The organism is Massilia sp. (assembly GCF_046293535.1).
In the GTDB taxonomy this organism is placed as follows: Bacteria; Pseudomonadota; Gammaproteobacteria; order Burkholderiales; family Burkholderiaceae_D; genus Telluria.
This window is the reverse complement of record NZ_JBKBOV010000038.1, coordinates 1-15,996: the sequence shown is the minus strand read 5'-3', so window position 1 is coordinate 15,996 and position 15,996 is coordinate 1. Positions and strand designations below refer to the sequence as shown.

Genomic DNA, 15,996 nt, shown 5'->3' with positions numbered 1-15,996 from the left:
CGTCCGCAAACAAGAACGGCAAGCCTCGCGGCTTGCCGTTTTTTTTGTAGGCTTTGCCGGCCGCGCGTTCAAACCACGTATCCCGGCACGCTCCGTAGCATGCACGCACTGGTTGAACGCGCGCACGGCGTAGCCGGCTACGCGCCCCGGTGCACCCTACAACTCAGGCTGCCAGCGCCTTCAAGGCACGCTGCGGGGCGCGCACCGCTTCCGGCGCCGCCGCTTCGGCGCCGATGCGGAAGGCCGCCATCGCCTCGTTCAGCTTGGCCGCCTGCTCCTTCATCGCTTCGGCCGCGGCGGCCGCTTCCTCCACCAGCGCGGCGTTCTGCTGGGTCACGTGGTCCATCTCCACCACGGCCTGGTTGATCTGCTCGATGCCGGCGGTCTGCTCCTGGCTGGCCGAGGTGATCTCGCCCATGATGTCGGTCACGCGGCGCACGCTGTCGACGATCTCCTGCATCGTGGCGCCGGCTTCGGCCACCAGCTTGCCGCCGGTCGCGACCTTGCCGGTCGAGTCGTTGATCAGGGCCTTGATTTCCTTGGCCGCCGCCGCCGAACGCTGCGCCAGGTTGCGCACCTCGGTCGCCACCACCGCGAAGCCGCGGCCCTGCTCGCCGGCGCGTGCCGCTTCCACCGCCGCGTTCAGCGCCAGGATATTGGTCTGGAAGGCGATGCCGTCGATGACGCCGATGATGTCGCTGATCTTGCCGGCCGAGGCATCGATGTCGGACATGGTGCCCACCACCTGGCCGATCACGGCGCCGCCGCGCTGCGCCACCTGCGACGCCGCTTCCGCCAGCACGTTGGCCTGGCGCGCATTGTCGGCGTTCTGCTTGACGGTCGAGGTCAGTTCTTCCATCGAGGACGCGGTTTCTTCCAGCGAGGATGCCTGCTGTTCGGTACGGCTGGAGAGATCCTGGCTGCCGGCCGCCACTTCCGAGGCGGCCACGGTGATGGCATCGGTGCCGCCGCGCACGGTGCCGACGGTGCGCGCCAGGTTCTCGTTCATGGTCTTCAGCGCCTGCAGCAGCTGGCCGGCTTCGTCGCGGGTCCTCACCTCGATACGGCTGCTCAGGTCGCCGGCGGCGACGGTGTTCGCCACTTCCAGCGCGCGCCGCACCGGGCCGGTGATCGAACGGGTGATCCACCATGCCACGGCGGCCGCCAGGGCCAGGGCGAAAGCGCCCAGCGCCCACATCATGCGCACGGTGCCGTCGTAGGTTCGCTGGGCCTCCTCGGCCTTGTCCCTGGCGAGTGATTTCTGCAATGCCGCCTGCTCGTTGATGTCCTTCTTCAGGCCCGCCAGCCGGGGACGCAGCTGTTCGGCCAGGAACTGGCGCGCTTCCTCGTCCAGGCCGTCGTTGACGAGTTTGAGCAGTTGCTCCTGGCCCTGCAGGTAGCTGGCGGTCTGCTGCTTCATCCGCTCCAGCAGCGCACGCGCCTGGGGGATGTGCAAGGTCTTGTCGAGTTCGCTCAGGTCGGCGTCGATCGCCTTGCGCGCTGCGGCGATCGCCTCGAGCTGCTTGGCACGGTCGGTGCGTTCTTCGTTGAGCATCATGTTGCGCAGTGCGATGGCGATCACGTCGACCTGGCCGAGCAGGTGGCCGGTGATTTCGATCTTCGGCATGCGGTCGTTGACGATGTCGTTGGTGCCGGCATTGATACGGCCCAGCATGATCGTGCTGGTCACGATCATGCATACGAGCAGCACGCAGAGCACGCCGAAGCCGAGGCCGAGGCGTACGCCGATTTTCAGGTTGGCGAGGTTCATGTGGTTCTCCTTATGGCCGGGCGTCCTGCCCGGTGAGTGGTGTCCGCTCAGGCGGCTTTCTGTACGTTGGTGATCAGGCCGAGCTGCTCGGAGCTCATCAGCCTGTCGATGTCGAGCATGATCAGCATGCGCTCGCCGACCGTGCCCAGGCCGGTAATGTAGTCGCCGTCGGTGGTAGCGCCCATCTCGGGCGCCGGACGCATCTGCTCGTCGGTCAGGGTGACCACGTCCGAGACGCTGTCGACCACCATGCCGATCACGTGGTTCTTGATGTTCAGGACGATGACGACGGTGAACTGGTCGTAGGTCGGCTCGCCGAGATTGAACAGGATGCGCATGTCGACGATCGGGACGATCGAACCGCGCAGGTTCATGATGCCCTTGATGCAGGCCGGTGCGCTGGGCAGCAGCGTGGGTTCTTCGTAGCCGCGGATTTCCTGCACCTTGAGGATGCTGATCGCGTACTCTTCCTTCGCCAGGCGGAAGGAAAGCACTTCGTTGTCTTGCTTGGTCTGGTGGGTATCCATCTTGGTAACTTTCTGTTTTCTCGCGTAAAGTTATATTTCCTACGCGCAAATACATTACGTCCAATCCGGTGCGGATTCGATGGCGAAACGGCAAAACCGGACCTTTTTTTTGCCAAAACGGTGCATGTATGGCGTCCTTGCAACGCCTTTGACCGGCCGTACAGCTGAGTTCTTATCTTTGAGAACACATATCGCACGCGCGTTCGCCTTTTTTCCCGGACCGGCGCGGCTTGCGCATTAACCAAGGGTCGACGCGCTACAGTGACGCTATGGATGCAAGGGCATCGGCACTGGCCTGCCAGGATGCAAACTAGTCGGTGCTCAGACGAAATGTCACGTAGAATCAGACGTTACCAAGTGTGCAGAATATAACGTGACCGGCACCACCTCTCCGATCGTCCGCAGGCCACTGCGCGCCTACCTGCTCTGGCTGGTACTGGCTACCCTGCTGCCCGGCATCGTCGGTGCTTCGATCCTGTTCGTCCACCAGTACCAGAAGGCGCGCGCCCAGATCGAGAAGAACATGTTGCAGACGGTGCGCGCGCTGGTGCACAGCGCCGACAACAAGCTGCTGCAGGCCCGGGCGATCGCCCAGACGCTGTCGAGCATCGACGCGCTCCGGGACGGCGACCTGGCACGCGTACACGCCCAGGCGCGCCAGGCCCTGAGCTTGTCGGGCGGCGGCGGCGGCGGCGGCGGCATGATCATGGTGCTGCGCGAGCGCAGCGGACAGCAGTTGGTCAACACCGCGCTCGACTTCGGCGCGCCACTGCCGCGCGAGGCCTCGGCGCAGCTGGAACGGGTGTTCGCCAGCGGCCAGGGGTCGGTGTCCGACGTCTTCACGGGCGCGGTACGCAAGGGGCCCGCGGTCAGCATGGACGTCCCGGTATGGCTCGGAAATGAAGTCCGCTACGTATTGAGCGTCGGATTCGGCCCCGGCTATTTCGACGGCATCCTGACGCCGAAATCGGTACCCGAAGGCGCCGTGGCCTCGCTGTTCGACCGTAACGGGATCATCTTCTACCGCAACATGAATCGCGAGACCACGGTGGGCAAACCGGTCAACCCGCTGCTGCGCGAGGCCTCCAGGCTCCGGCCGGAAGGCACGATCGCCTCCCGCTCGCACGAAGGCAAGCCGCTTCTGACCACGTATTCGCGCTCGTCCCTGAGCGGCTGGGGCGTGGCGATCGGCATCCCGCGCGAGTCCCTGCGCACCGAACTCCTGGACCAGCTCGCCATGATGGCCGGCGTCGCCGCACTGCTGTTCGCGATCGCCCTGTGCCTGGCCTGGCTGATCGGCGGCCGCCTGGCGCGCTCGGTGCAGGCGCTCACCGGCCGGGCCCAGGCGCTCGGCAAGGGCGAAGCGCTGCCGCCGCTCGAGGACGTGCACGTGCGCGAGGCCGCGGCAGTGGCGGCAGCGATGTCCGATGCCGCGGCGCTGCTGTCGGAGCGCTCGCGCCAGCTGGCCGCCAAGGACTCGGCGCTGGGCGAGACCCATATGCTGGCGCGCTTCGGCACCTGGCAGTGGAGGCTCGGCAGCGAGGAGATCGAGGTATCGGATTCGGTTCCGCATATCTTCGGGCGCCCGATGCCGCCTTTCGCGCAGCAGCGCGGCACCGTGCTGAGCGAAGCGTCGTGGCTGCGGGTGCAGCGCCTCACGGGCGAACTGGCGCGCCTGGGCGGCAGCGGCAAGCTGCAGCTGCAGGCCTTCCACGCCGACGGCCACCGCATCTGGCTCGACTACCGCTGCGAGAGCGTGCACGGACCCGACGGGCAGGTGGTGGCGCTGCGCGGCAGCATGCAGGACGTCACCGAGCGCGTGCGCGCCGAGGAAGCCCTGCGCCAGGCCGACCAGCGCAAGAACGAATTCCTGGCGATGCTGGCGCACGAACTGCGCAACCCGCTGGCGCCGATCTCTTCGGGCGCCCAGTTGCTCGGCCAGGACAGCCTGGACCCGGCGCGCGTCAAGCAGATCAGCGCCATCATCGCGCGCCAGGCGCGCCACATGGCCGGCCTGGTGGACGACCTGCTGGACGTCTCGCGCGTCACGCGCGGGCTGGTGGTGCTGAACAAGGAGCGCATCGACATCAATGCCGTGGTGCTGGACGCCGCCGAACAGGTGCAGGCCCTGGTGCACGGCAAGGAGCACCGCCTGCAGGTAGAGCTGCTGCCCCAGCCCTGCTTCGTGCCGGGCGATCGCAAGCGCCTGGTGCAGGTGGTGGGCAACCTGCTGCACAACGCGGCCAAGTTCACCGGGCGCGGCGGGCGCATCAAGGTGGCGGTCACCAGCGCCGGTGACGCCGTGCTGGTGGAGGTGAGCGACAACGGCATCGGCATGCTGCCCACGGAACTGGAACGCGCCTTCGACATGTTCGTGCAGGGCGAGCGCACTCCCGACCGTTCGCTCGGCGGCCTGGGGATCGGCCTGGCGCTGGTGCGCAGCCTGGTCGAACTGCACGGCGGCAGCGTGCACGTGACGAGCGGCGGCCAGGGCATGGGAAGCAGCTTCACGGTGCGCCTGCCGCGCTGCCAGGAGCGCGGCGGCGGCGAAGCGGAGCGCGCCGCCGCCGCGGCGCCGGGAGCGCGCCTGCGGGTGCTGGTGGTGGACGACAACGTCGACGCAGCCCAGATGCTGGCCATGTACGTGGGCGCGCAGGGCCACGAGGTGCGGGTGGAACACGACTCGCTCGAGGCGCTCGCGCAGGCCGCCGGCTTCGCGCCGGAACTGTGCCTGCTCGACATCGGGCTGCCGGAGATGGACGGCTACGAACTGGCGCGCCGCCTGCGCCGGCATCCGGCCACCGCCGGCGCGATCCTGGTGGCGGTGACCGGCTACGGCCAGGACCAGGACCGGCGCAACAGCGCGCAAGCCGGCTTCGACCACCACCTGGTGAAACCGGTGGACCTGGCGGCGCTGCAGAAGATCCTGGCCGGCGCGGCCACCGAACCGTCCAGCGCCTGAGCCGCCGGCCGCGGACGGCCGCGCTTGCGGCGCCGTCGCCGGCGCGCCTATACTTGGCTTCCACCGCACAGGGACTCGCCATGACCATCACCCGCCGCACCGCCGCCACCACCCTGGTCGCCCTGGCCGCCCTGCCCCTCGCCACCCGGGCCCAGGCCGGGAAAGACAACAAGGAAACCGCCCCCATGTACGGATTGATCGGAAAAATACGCGCCCAGCCGGGCCAGCGCGACGCCCTCATCGCCATCCTGCTGGAAGGCACCGCCAACATGCCGGGCTGCCTCGGCTACGGCGTCGCCAAGGACAAGCTCGACGCCGACGCGCTGTGGGTCACCGAAACCTGGATCGACCAGGACAGCCACAAGGCCTCGCTGTCGCTGCCCGCGGTGCAGGCGGCGATCGCCAGGGGGCGTCCGCTGATCGCCGGCTTCGGCGAGCGCTTCGAGACCGAGCCGGTGGGCGGGCACAGCACGATGTCGAAACGCAGCGCCTGAGGCTTCAAGCCGCGGTGGGCGCGCCCGCGAAGGGCCGCGCGTCAAGCGGGATGTCGATGACGAAGGCGGTGCCGTCTTCGAGGGAACTGGACATCATCACGCTGCCCCCATGGGCTTCGGCCACGCGCCGCACATAAGGCAGGCCCACGCCCCAGCCTTCGCCATTGCCCTCCGCCAGGCCCTGCTTGCCGGCGCGCCGGTACAGCTGGAAGATGCTCTCGCTGTCTTCCAGCGCGATCGGCGGGCCCTGGTTATGCACCATCACCTGCACCCGCAGGGGCGCGGTCGACACCGTCAGCCGGATCGGCGCCTCGCGGTCGCCGTACTTGATCGCATTGTTGACCAGGTTCTCGACGGCGCGCCGGATCGCGTCGCCACACCACCAGCCTTCGACCGGCCCGGCATCGATCGCCAGCGCGACGGGATGGAAGGCCTCGGCCGACTGCGCCACCTCGCGCACCAGCGCCGCCAAGTCGACGCGGTCGATCTGCAAGCTCACCTTGCCGGTCTTGCAGAAGGCGATGCGGTCGAGCAGCTCGCGCGTCATGCCGTCGATGCGCTGGGTGCTGGCCACGATCTTGTCGGCGAAGCGGCGCGCGTTCGGGTACTGCGAGGTGTGGTTGATCATCTCGGCCGCCATCTGGGCGGTGGACAGGGGCGTGCGCAGGTCGTGCGCGATCGCCGCGACGTACTGCTCGCGCAGGGCCGCCTGCACCACGGTGAAGGCGTTGGCGCTTTCGCGGATGGTGGCGTCGATATGGGCGAACACGGTGGCGCGCTGCGCTTCGTCGAGCGTCACGCCGTGGCGCGCCAGTTCGCGGAACAGGACGTTGCGGAAGATTTGCATCTCATGGATGACGGCGGTGGCGTCGTAGCCCGTCATGCGCGCGCGCTCGCCGCCATGCTCGCTGGCGAGCGCGCCGAGGTCGGTGAGCAGGCGCGCCGAGTGGCCCGGGGTGAGCAGCGCGGCCAGGGTGTCGAAATAGGCCGGCAGGGTGTTCTCGGCGATCGGCGGCGCCAGTTCGCGCGCCTGGGGCACCGCGGCGCGCACCTCGCTCATCCAGGCGTCGACGATCGGGCGGCGCAGCGCCACCATCGCCCGCGTGACGGGCGACAAAGCGGGATCGTCCGGGGACAGGTGTCCGGTCAGGTTGGCGCTCATCGGGAAGCGGTCGCGTTGTCAAATAAGAACGTGACCCGAGTCTACACGACGGTCTTTACGGGCGGCGCGTGAATGCCGCACGCCCGTTACATCAGCTTATCTTATGGATGATGAGGGTTTTATAAGAAAAGCTTCTGAATCTTTCAGTGTCCCGACTTCAGGTAGTCCATGTACCTGGCGACCCCCGTCGCCACGTCGGTGAAGGGCTCAAGGTAGCCGGCGGCGCGCAGCGCACCGATGTCGGCCTGGGTGAAGCTCTGGTACTTGCCCTTCAGCTTGTCAGGGAACGGGATGTATTCGAGCAGGCCCTTGTCCACGATCTGCGCCAGCGTGAGCGGCGCATGGCTCTCGTTGGCGAGCGCATTCACCGTGGCCACCGCCAGGTCGTTGAAGGGCTGGGCGCGGCCGGTGCCGAGGTTGAAGATTCCGCGCTTGTCCGGATGATCGAGGAAGAACAGGTTGACCTTGACCACGTCTTCCACGTAGATGAAGTCGCGCATCTGGGTGCCGGCCTCATAGCCCTCGTTGGCGCCGAACAGCCTGACCTTGCCCTCGTTCTTGAACTGGTGGTATTGGTGGAACGGGACGGATGCCATCGTGCCCTTGTGCCCTTCCAGCGGGCCGTACACGTTGAAGTAGCGCAGGCCGACCACCTGGCTGCCCTTGCTCATGCCGTGCTGCTGCCAGTAGCGGCGCATGTACTGGTCGAACAGGAACTTCGAATAGCCGTAGACGTTCAATGGGCGCTCGTGCTGGCGCTCTTCCCGGAACACGCTGCCGCCGCCGTACACCGCGGCCGACGAGGCGTAGATGAAGGGAATACGCTCGCGCTGGCAGAACTCGAACAGCGCGATGGTGTACTCGTAGTTATTCTTCATCATGTAGCGGCCGTCGGTCTCCATGGTGTTGGAGCAGGCGCCCTGGTGCAGCACAGCGGAGAACCTGCCGTCGAATTCGCCGGCCTTCAGGCGCACGAGGAAGTCTTCCTTGTCGGCATAGTCGGCCACTTCGGCGTCGACGATGTTCAGGAATTTCTCCGGACGCGCCATGTTGTCGACCGCGAACACGCTGAAGGGCTTGCGCTTGGACAGGGCGTGGACCAGGTTGGCTCCGATGAAGCCTGCTGCGCCAGTAACCAGTATCATTTTCTACCTCGTTTGAATAATCGTTCAGGTTGCGAGCATCGGCTGCAGCGGTTGCCACACATCCCGGGGCAGGATCTGCTTCATGCAGTTCTGGTGTCCCAGCGGGCACTCGCGCTGCTGGCAGGGCGAGCATTCGATGTGCAGCCACAGGATCCTGGCCAATTGCGACAGCGGCGGCGTGTGGCGCGGGTCGGTGGGGCCGTAGATCGCCACCACCGGACGGCGCAGCGCGGCGCCGATGTGCATCAGGCCGGAGTCGTTGGTGACCACCGTGGCGGCAACCGAGATCAGCGCGATCGCCTCGCTCAGCGAGGTGGAGCCGGCCAGGTTGTGCGCCTGCGGCACGATGGCGGTGATCTCGTCGCAGACCGCGCGGTCCTTCGGCGAGCCGAGCAGCAGGATCTGGGCGTCCGGCACGTTGGCGCGGATCGTTTGCGCCAACTCGGCGAAGTACGGCGCCGGCCAGCGCTTGGCCGGGCCGAATTCGGCGCCGGGCGCGAAGGCCACGTAGGTGCCCGGCGGCAGCTGCAAGCGCGCGATGGCGGCATCGGCCTCGCCTGCTTCGACCCTCATTTCCGGCTCCGGCAATTTTTCCGGACGCGGCAGGTGGCGCACCGGCTCGTCGGCCAGCGCCTGGTAGAACTGCGCCATCGGGCGCGGCGCGGCCTTGTCGTCGTGGTGCATCACGTTGACCAGGCCGTAGCGCATCTCGCCCTTGTAGCCGACCCGCTTTTTGATCCCTGCCAGCCACGGGATCAGGGCGAACTTGAGCGTGTTCGGCAATACGTAGGAATCAAGATAGCCGCGCGCCTTCAGCATCTTCGCGAAGGCCTTGCGCTCCTTCCACTGCAGCGAGCCATGTTTGAAGGGCGATTCGATGACCTCGTCGACCTCGCGCATCGCGCGCCACACCGGCGCGACCCAGGTCGGCGCCAGCACGTCGATCGGCCGCTCGGGATGCTTTTCGCGCAGGCGGCGCAGCAGCGGCTGCGCCATGACGGCGTCGCCGATCCAGTTGGGGGAAATGACAAGCGTGCGCAACATGGGTCTTTCGTCTTCCTGCAATGTGATTCGCGATTATATCAACCGCAGCCGCCAGCCGGCGGGGCTGGCCTCCAGCCTGTGGGTCAGGCCGATGCGCTCCAGGAAGACCTCGTCGTGCGAAACCACCAGCAGCGCTCCGGCGTACTGGCGCAGCATCGCTTCCAGCGCCGCCAGGGACGCCAGGTCGAGATGGTTGCCCGGCTCGTCCAGCAGGAGCAGGCGGGCCGGCGGGTCGGCATACAGGGCGCAGGCCAGCGCGGCCTTCAGGCGCTCGCCGCCGCTCAGCTGGCCGGCCGGCTGGGCCACCTTGCCGGCATCGAGGCCGATCTGAGCCAGGTAAGTGCGCAGCCGGTCCTGGCCGGTGCTCCGGTTCACGTCCAGCAGCTGCGCGATCGTGCTGCGGCCCGGGTCGAGCGTGCCCAGACGCTGGTCGAGCCAGGCGCAGGCATCGTCGCGCACGACGCGCCCCTTGAGTGGCGCCAGCTCGCTGGCGATCACCTTCAGCAGGGTCGATTTGCCGCTGCCGTTCGGCCCGGTGATGCCGATGCGCTGCTGGCCGGTGACGACCAGGCTGAGCATGCGCAGTGCCGGAACGGCGAACGGGAGCTCGACCTCGTCCAACTCGACCACGCGGCGCTGGGCGGCGGCGTCCACCTGGGTGGCGTGCAGGCGCACGGCGCCCTCGTCGAGCAGGCCCTGCGCCGCTTCGCGCACGCGTTCCTGGTGCTGCCGGCGCGCTCCCTCGTGCTGCTGGAGCAGGCGGCCGGCGCTGTTCTCGCTGCGCTCCTTCTGCCGCCCCAATAGTATCCTGGCCTGGTTGGCGGCCTTGCCCTCGCTGGCTCCTTTCGCCTGGCGGCGCTGCTGGCGTTCGCGCTGCTCGCGCATGGCGCGCTCCCCGCGCAGCAATGCCTGGCGCGCGTGTTCCAGATCGCGCTGGGCGCTTTCCTGTTCGGCGGCGCGGGCCTCGGTATGGAAATCGACGTTGCCGCCGTAGCTGCGCAGGCCCTGGGAGGAGAGCTCGACGATGCGTTCCATCTGGCCCAGCAGCGCACGGTCGTGACTGACCACGATGAGCCCGCGGCGCCAGGCGCGCAGCTGCGCCGCAAGAAGCCGGCGGCTCGGCCCGTCGAGGTGGTTGGTGGGCTCGTCGAGGATGAGGAAGTCCGCATCGGACAACATCGCGCCCAGCAGCGCCACGCGCATCGCTTCGCCGCCGCTGATCCGGTTGGCGGGCGTGCTCGCGTCGAGGTGGCCCAGGCCGGCCTGGTCGAGGGCGTGGCGCAGGCGCGCCGGCAAGTCCCAGCGTTCGCCGACCCGTTCGAAGTCGGCTTCCTCGATGCTGCCGGCGTCGATGCGCGCCAGGGCGTCGAGGACGTCCTGCACGCCGGCCAATGTGGCCACCGTGCCTTCGCGCTCCTGGTCGACCTGCTGCGAGATGTAGTGCACCCTGCCCTCGCGGATGCAGCGCCCGGACGACGGCGCCAGTATGCCCGCCAGCAGCTGCGCCAGCACGCTCTTGCCGATGCCGTTGCGGCCCACCAGGCCGGTGTGGCGCATATCAAATTGTTCGGTGAGCCCGGACAGCAGGGGGCGACCGTCGGGAAGAATGAAAGATGCGCTGTCGAGCGCCAGGTAAGGGTGCGTCATTGAACCTCCATGGATGCCGGAACTCCCCTGCTGTTGCGGGAAGGTGGGAAGAACTGGCCGTCAAGCAGACGGCGGCATCAATGGCGCATTGGACGACACTCCGACATGAATGTGCGGGAATGATAGCAGTTCCGGCAGCAGCGGCAGAGACCTGCGCCGCCTGGACACCCGAATCACCCTTGAGATCAGTTGCGACGCGCGACAGTTATACGGCGCTGTTCGCTTGAATCCTGTGCGCGCTGTTCAGGCCGCTTCACGCTCATCACCATCGCGCTCTTGCAGGATGCGGTCGCGCGCGTGATTGATCGCCTGGGCCTGCTGGTTGCCGAACGCGACGATAGCTTCGTCCAGACCGCTGAGCTTGTCCGGGTGGAAGCGCGAGATTTTCCTTTGATAAGCGATCTTGATTTCCCCATCCGTGCAGCCAGGGGCAATACCGAGGACCTCGTACGGATCCGGTTCGGGTGGGGTCGTCGCCGCGGCGTTAGCCGCATGCTCCAACGCCTCGACCTGCTCTGCCAGATAGTTGATGGCATCGCTGTAGAGGGCAAGCTTTTCCCGGACCCAGTCGAACGTATGGGTAGCGCGCAGGTTCTTAAGCAAGTACTTGCCGCTGGCGACGTGACCAATCCCGTCGTACACTTTGATGGACACGCCGGGATAGCGCTTGCTGAACCTGTCCCTGAATTCCTTGAGAGTCTTGTCTCCGCTAAAGCGGTTCGTCCAGTAATCCGGATGACCGTTCACCGGGCCCGTGAGTTCGGCACGGATGCCGTCGACTTCGAAGATGCGCTGCTCGATATGGGATAAGGATTTCATGGACGGTTCAGATACAGCAGGCTAAAACCATGCTTGTTGTGGAAGTTTCTCGAGCCCTTGTGACATATCCAGCGCTCGCACATTCAGATTTTAAATGAATAGTGCCCAAATGAAATACACCAATAATCACCGACCGCCCGTATATCCAGCCCCTACCCACCTAACGGCATGCCGCGCCAGGCCCCGCACGACGCGCGTTCGATCGACACCAACACTCTGCAGCAGCGACTGCGCAGCGCACGCTACGAATTTCCCAACGCTTGCCCAGCGCGACCCGAAAGAACCCTGTCTCCCTCTACGCTGATGCAGGCCAACCCAAGGCTCCAAGGTCGATCGAGGGCCAAGTCCCTTCAAAGAAATCTCAAACGTGCTTGTGCTCGCAATATGCAAAAAGGTCCCGCTTGGGACCTTCTTGAATATGTGCGCACCTGGTTTCGAACTCGGGTACGCATGCCATGCCATTACGGGCGTGAACTCGTCGGAAAAGGCCAGCCCGATGCCGGGGCGAGCGCCGCCTTCTCTTCTGCTGGAGCAGCAATAGCCGTTGTTTTCGCTGGTGAGCGAGGTTTGGCTTTCCGTGACGCGTCTTCTTCAGGCTCTACCTCAAATGCCTGGAATTCTTCGATTTCACCCAGGCCGAGCAATACGTCTTCGTTCCGGCCGTCCACGAAATCCGCGATCCCGAGCCAGGGGTTATCCACACTGCTAACGATTAACTTGCCGGCATGGTCGAGAATGCTGATCCGAAAGTTCAGGGTTTCTCGCTGGACGACATCCAGTGCGCGTTGGCTGTGTGCCATCATCCGTAGCGCTTCGATGCGCACGGATTCTGCAATCATCCATGGCGCAAACCATTCATGCTTCCCCTCGCTCAGCCGCAAGCGTGAATATTCGATCTGCTCGGAGATCGAGGCCACGGCGGGACCAAGCATCGACTCGTTCCCGAACTCAAGCGCCAGTTTGACAACCTTGGTTTGCGCTGCCAACTTCTCGAGCTGCTGCTTTTCGAGCTGATAGCTCACTTGGCCTGCGATGTCGCTCGCGAGAGAATCAATTCGCCGCGACACATCATCAATGAGGGAAATGAGGTTCGACTGATCAGCCGGGGTAGCGTTGGCATTCGTCTCGCGGACGGTAACAAACACGCGAGTGGCCAGATCGACCGCCTTTTCGATGAGCTTGAAGGTGATGCGCATGGGAGTTCAATGAATTGGATATGAAAGGGAATAGATGAACTGTTCCCGGATGGTTGAGCCAACAGGAAGCCGAGTAACACCTAGTCTACAGTATTGAACAAAAGCAAGAAACCGAAATGCATGGAAGTATTACTTACTAGTGGTGAATCCCCAACCACCACAGTAGAAACTGCCACCACTTAATTGACGAGTGCTACAGCTCGCATAACGCACAGAATGCGTATAGCCGCGTCGGAGCCCCGTGCGAGCCCAGCAGCAGGCTCGCTCCTCTACGCCACGAAACACCCAAAAATGGCTACCCAAGGGTGGCCGGCTTCGATCCGTTCATGGCAGAGCAAGCAGGGATTCGCCCACGTTCCGCGGGCCGCCCTTGCGCAAGTACGCGCAAGGCTTCGAACCTGCCGCCTTGGCGACCACGCAAGGCGCGCAGGCGCCTTGCTTCTCTCCCCCAGGCAACAAAAAAAGGCCACCCGATGGGTGGCCTTTCTTTTGTTTCCTGGCGGAGAGAGGGGGATTCGAACCCCCGGTAGGCTATGAACTCATTGATGACGGTTACCAGGGGACGCCAAGGGGAATGAAATCAAACACTTAAGTTATTCTAGCTCCCCTCAATTACCCCCCAAGACCCAACGTTAACCCAAAAACCTATCCCAAACGGCTTTGTTGTACAAATTGGCCTTCAGCGGCCAAGGTGGCACCCAGGGTAAACTGACGCCATAATGGCCCATACAAAACCTAAGTACCGAACGACCACGTGAGAAGACTACGACGCGGCATCGAAAGTCCGTGGCTCGCTGCTGATCTGGCTGGACAAGGATATGTGTTGGCACGGCAGTGCAAGCGGCAGGCGGGGCCGCAATCCGAAGTACAGCGAGGCAGCGGTTCAGTTCTGCCTGACTGTGAAGGGCCTGTTCACTCTGCCCTTGCGCCAGGCAATGGGCATGAGGCAGAGCCTACTCGCGCTGGCCGGACAGGACTGGCAAGTGCCCAACTTCAGCACGGTCAGCCGGCGCCAGAAGCATCTTTCGGTGACGATCGGGGCGCAGCCGACGACGACGGGACTGCACTTGCTGGTCGACAGTACGGGCATCAAGATGCTGGGCGAAGGCGAGTGGAAAACGAAGAAGGACGGTGCCGACTACCAGAGCCAATGGCGCAAGATTCACCTTGGCATTGACGCGGCCACACCGGAAATCTGAGCGATAGAGGTGACCGACAATACCACCGACGATGCCCCGATGCTGCCGTGCCTGCTCGACCAGATACCCGCCGAGGAAGTTGTCGCGAGCGTCAGTGGCGACGGTGCCTACGACACAAAAGGCTTTCACGAAGCGATTGCACAACGTGGCACACGGGCACTCATCCCGACGCGCAAGAACGCCAAGCCATGGAAGGACCAGCGTCCCGGTGCCAAAGCGCGCAATACCATTCTGGCGGCCACCCGCAGGCTTGGCTGAAAGATCTGGAAAAAGTGGAGCGGATATCATCGGCGCAGCCTTGTCGAGACTAAATGCGTTGCTCCGAGCTGCTTGGTGAACGCGTCATGGCGCGTGACTTCGCCCCCCTGAAACACCTCTACAAAGCTTTGAACGCAGATTCTGGTTCCAGAACCAAGGAGCATATAGAAGGGCCACGGATAGAAGCGCTCCACCCGTCCGTTTAATCCTGATGCGTAAGAACGCCTGCTATCGTAAGAGATTATTTGCTCAATGGTCGGACATTCCAAAATCGTGCGACCTGTCGACGACGTCACCATTTTTAACGGTGAGAGTTACGATGTACCATTTTCCCATTATATTTCGCATTCCCATTCCTTTAGAATGTGCCGACTTCATCACAAGCGTATAAGTACCAGGGGAGACAGCGGAAAACTCATAGCGCCCATTGCCATCAGCGGCTGTCGCGTACTTCACCGGTACGTCTACACTGGTAGCCGCACCTTTCTTTTTCCATACTATGCTACTTGAGGAAGGAAGCACGAAGTCATCATCCTCAGGCTGGAACTCTTCGCTCTGCTCCACCAGAAGCACTGTCGAGCCTGTGTCGGGCTTTGATCCAAAGTTTCGATTGAAGTAATAGACGAGCGCTCCACTGATCTTCGCGGGAATTGTCACAGGGGTGATTTCTGCAATTTTTTCTTGACGCTGAATGCTCGTAACTGATTGCGATGTCTGTACCTTCCAGTTCAATTCTCGGGCCAAATCCTTTAAGTCAACTAGCACTCGCTGTCCGGACTTCTGGGCTTTAAGCTTAGTAATTGTTCCGTCGATGACAATACTCTGCTCGTTTTTCCCTGATCCCGCAGCGTAAGCCGCACTAAAGTAACCTGCCAGAAGAAATGCCAAAAAAAATTTCTTTGTTGTTTTTGCAAACATTGTACGTTTTCCCAAATTATGGTTTTCATTTGCGACGAGCATCTCCCGCCGGCTTGTGAGTGTTACACGATATGTTTGATGAAAGCAATTTGCACCATGTGACTGGATAGGTCATGATCCGCAGCCTTGGCTTAAGTTTTGGCTGCTATCATTGAGGTGAACATGCTCAACCACGCGCTCCTTGGAGTGCCACATCGATTTCGCAGGTTGCGCATCCGGTATGAGCGACGAGCAGACATCGGTCAGGTATTGCTTTCGCTCGCTTGCTCACTCATCTATTGGCAGTATGTTGGACGCTTTTGTTAGGCGCTACTATTCTGGTGCGCCGCCTTGCTGGCTGAGCCATTTCGACTGAGTCAGAGGTCCGCTTTTGGCGCAGGCTGTGGAAAACGCGGATCGGACCGCATGCCGGCGACTCCCGACCTGTCAGAACGCCCGCTACACCGTTTTCTCGAGGTTGAGAATAGTAAACAGACCCCTGAAAACATGCGAATCACGCGTTTTTACACAGCCTCGGCCGAAGGCGGCCGTTGAGCTCAGCATACTAGGCCAGCTGGGAGGAAAATCGCAGACTGTCACAAGGGGTGAAACCAACCCAGAGCGGACTTCCACGAACGACATCCGATGGGGTCAAAGATACCCAGGCTATAAGCATACAACCGTCTACCAGCAATGTGCATCGGCCCTAGCTGGGTCAAATGAATCAGCTTGCACCTCAAGCACTAGCTCATACAATGGCCTTCCCCCATCGATACGGACACCTCCGTTAGGCGCATTTTAGATTTTCAAACTGTACCGGGCTGATGTAGCCGATAGTGGAATGACGCCGGCGTGGATTGTAGAACCTCTCTATG

At 63.6% G+C, this 15,996-nt stretch carries 12 protein-coding genes, 1 tRNA gene and 2 pseudogenes; 4 read left to right on the top strand and 11 right to left on the bottom strand.

What is annotated here, in order from left to right:
• Positions 1-163: 163 nt before the first annotated feature.
• Both ACK4S9_RS17860 and ACK4S9_RS17855 read right to left on the bottom strand, forming a co-directional pair.
• Positions 164-1,771: a methyl-accepting chemotaxis protein gene (locus tag ACK4S9_RS17860; protein ID WP_409728394.1), complete on the bottom strand. Its 1,608-nt coding sequence runs from the start codon at positions 1,769-1,771 to the stop codon at positions 164-166.
• A 47-nt stretch (positions 1,772-1,818) separates the two neighbouring features.
• Positions 1,819-2,298: a chemotaxis protein CheW gene (locus ACK4S9_RS17855; RefSeq protein WP_409728391.1), complete on the bottom strand. Its 480-nt coding sequence runs from the start codon at positions 2,296-2,298 to the stop codon at positions 1,819-1,821.
• A 373-nt stretch (positions 2,299-2,671) separates the two neighbouring features.
• Between ACK4S9_RS17855 and ACK4S9_RS17850 the strand changes: the two genes are divergently transcribed.
• Positions 2,672-5,260: an ATP-binding protein gene (locus tag ACK4S9_RS17850; RefSeq protein WP_409728388.1), complete on the top strand. Its 2,589-nt coding sequence runs from the start codon at positions 2,672-2,674 to the stop codon at positions 5,258-5,260.
• Between the two features lie 80 nt (positions 5,261-5,340).
• The gene (locus ACK4S9_RS17845; protein WP_409728386.1) at positions 5,341-5,754 is read left to right on the top strand and encodes a putative quinol monooxygenase; all 414 of its coding nucleotides are present in this window, start codon (positions 5,341-5,343) and stop codon (positions 5,752-5,754) included.
• Positions 5,755-5,758: 4 nt separating this feature from the next.
• Here ACK4S9_RS17845 and ACK4S9_RS17840 read toward each other — a convergent pair whose 3' ends face one another.
• The 7 genes from ACK4S9_RS17840 to ACK4S9_RS17810 all read right to left on the bottom strand — a co-directional run bounded on the left by ACK4S9_RS17840 (position 5,759) and on the right by ACK4S9_RS17810 (position 13,375).
• Entirely contained in the window at positions 5,759-6,916 is a 1,158-nt protein-coding gene (locus ACK4S9_RS17840; RefSeq protein WP_409728383.1) for a sensor histidine kinase, read from the bottom strand.
• A 143-nt stretch (positions 6,917-7,059) separates the two neighbouring features.
• Complete coding sequence (gene rfaD / locus ACK4S9_RS17835; protein ID WP_409728380.1) at positions 7,060-8,061, bottom strand: ADP-glyceromanno-heptose 6-epimerase; 1,002 nt, start codon at positions 8,059-8,061, stop codon at positions 7,060-7,062.
• A 24-nt stretch (positions 8,062-8,085) separates the two neighbouring features.
• The gene (waaF, locus tag ACK4S9_RS17830; protein WP_409728377.1) at positions 8,086-9,105 is read right to left on the bottom strand and encodes a lipopolysaccharide heptosyltransferase II; all 1,020 of its coding nucleotides are present in this window, start codon (positions 9,103-9,105) and stop codon (positions 8,086-8,088) included.
• 33 nt (positions 9,106-9,138) lie between these two features.
• Positions 9,139-10,752, bottom strand: coding sequence for an ABC-F family ATP-binding cassette domain-containing protein (locus ACK4S9_RS17825; protein ID WP_409728374.1), 1,614 nt, complete (start codon positions 10,750-10,752; stop codon positions 9,139-9,141).
• 243 nt (positions 10,753-10,995) lie between these two features.
• On the bottom strand, positions 10,996-11,571 hold the full coding sequence (locus tag ACK4S9_RS17820) for a J domain-containing protein (RefSeq protein WP_409728372.1): 576 nt from the start codon (positions 11,569-11,571) through the stop codon (positions 10,996-10,998).
• A gap of 461 nt (positions 11,572-12,032) precedes the next feature.
• The gene (locus ACK4S9_RS17815; RefSeq protein ID WP_409728370.1) at positions 12,033-12,767 is read right to left on the bottom strand and encodes a hypothetical protein; all 735 of its coding nucleotides are present in this window, start codon (positions 12,765-12,767) and stop codon (positions 12,033-12,035) included.
• A 497-nt stretch (positions 12,768-13,264) separates the two neighbouring features.
• A tRNA-OTHER gene (locus ACK4S9_RS17810) sits at positions 13,265-13,375 on the bottom strand.
• Positions 13,376-13,486: 111 nt separating this feature from the next.
• Here ACK4S9_RS17810 and ACK4S9_RS17805 point away from each other — a divergent pair.
• A pseudogene (locus ACK4S9_RS17805) lies at positions 13,487-14,325 on the top strand (IS5 family transposase); the annotation flags it as partial.
• A gap of 148 nt (positions 14,326-14,473) precedes the next feature.
• On the opposite strand, the gene ACK4S9_RS17800 reads toward ACK4S9_RS17805, so the two are convergent.
• Positions 14,474-15,184 carry a carboxypeptidase-like regulatory domain-containing protein gene (locus ACK4S9_RS17800; RefSeq protein WP_409728368.1) on the bottom strand — a complete coding sequence of 237 codons (711 nt, stop codon included), beginning with the start codon at positions 15,182-15,184 and terminating at the stop codon, positions 14,474-14,476.
• 150 nt (positions 15,185-15,334) lie between these two features.
• Between ACK4S9_RS17800 and ACK4S9_RS17795 the strand changes: the two are divergent.
• Positions 15,335-15,448, top strand: a pseudogene (locus ACK4S9_RS17795) (IS5/IS1182 family transposase); the annotation flags it as partial.
• 460 nt (positions 15,449-15,908) lie between these two features.
• Here ACK4S9_RS17795 and ACK4S9_RS17790 read toward each other — a convergent pair.
• On the bottom strand, positions 15,909-15,996 hold an 88-nt coding region (locus tag ACK4S9_RS17790; RefSeq protein ID WP_409728498.1), incomplete at its 5' end, for an IS3 family transposase.

Excerpts from the sequence above, each read along its gene's own strand:
- ACK4S9_RS17800 (WP_409728368.1), bottom strand. The coding sequence starts at position 15,184 with ATGCTCGTCGCAAATGAAAACCATAATTTGGGAAAACGTACAATGTTT.
- waaF (WP_409728377.1), bottom strand. The coding sequence starts at position 9,105 with ATGTTGCGCACGCTTGTCATTTCCCCCAACTGGATCGGCGACGCCGTC.
- ACK4S9_RS17860 (WP_409728394.1), bottom strand. The coding sequence starts at position 1,771 with ATGAACCTCGCCAACCTGAAAATCGGCGTACGCCTCGGCCTCGGCTTC.
- rfaD (WP_409728380.1), bottom strand. The coding sequence starts at position 8,061 with ATGATACTGGTTACTGGCGCAGCAGGCTTCATCGGAGCCAACCTGGTC.
- ACK4S9_RS17820 (WP_409728372.1), bottom strand. The coding sequence starts at position 11,571 with ATGAAATCCTTATCCCATATCGAGCAGCGCATCTTCGAAGTCGACGGC.
- ACK4S9_RS17845 (WP_409728386.1), top strand. The coding sequence starts at position 5,341 with ATGACCATCACCCGCCGCACCGCCGCCACCACCCTGGTCGCCCTGGCC.
- ACK4S9_RS17815 (WP_409728370.1), bottom strand. The coding sequence starts at position 12,767 with ATGCGCATCACCTTCAAGCTCATCGAAAAGGCGGTCGATCTGGCCACT.
- ACK4S9_RS17825 (WP_409728374.1), bottom strand. The coding sequence starts at position 10,752 with ATGACGCACCCTTACCTGGCGCTCGACAGCGCATCTTTCATTCTTCCC.
- ACK4S9_RS17855 (WP_409728391.1), bottom strand. The coding sequence starts at position 2,298 with ATGGATACCCACCAGACCAAGCAAGACAACGAAGTGCTTTCCTTCCGC.
- ACK4S9_RS17840 (WP_409728383.1), bottom strand. The coding sequence starts at position 6,916 with ATGAGCGCCAACCTGACCGGACACCTGTCCCCGGACGATCCCGCTTTG.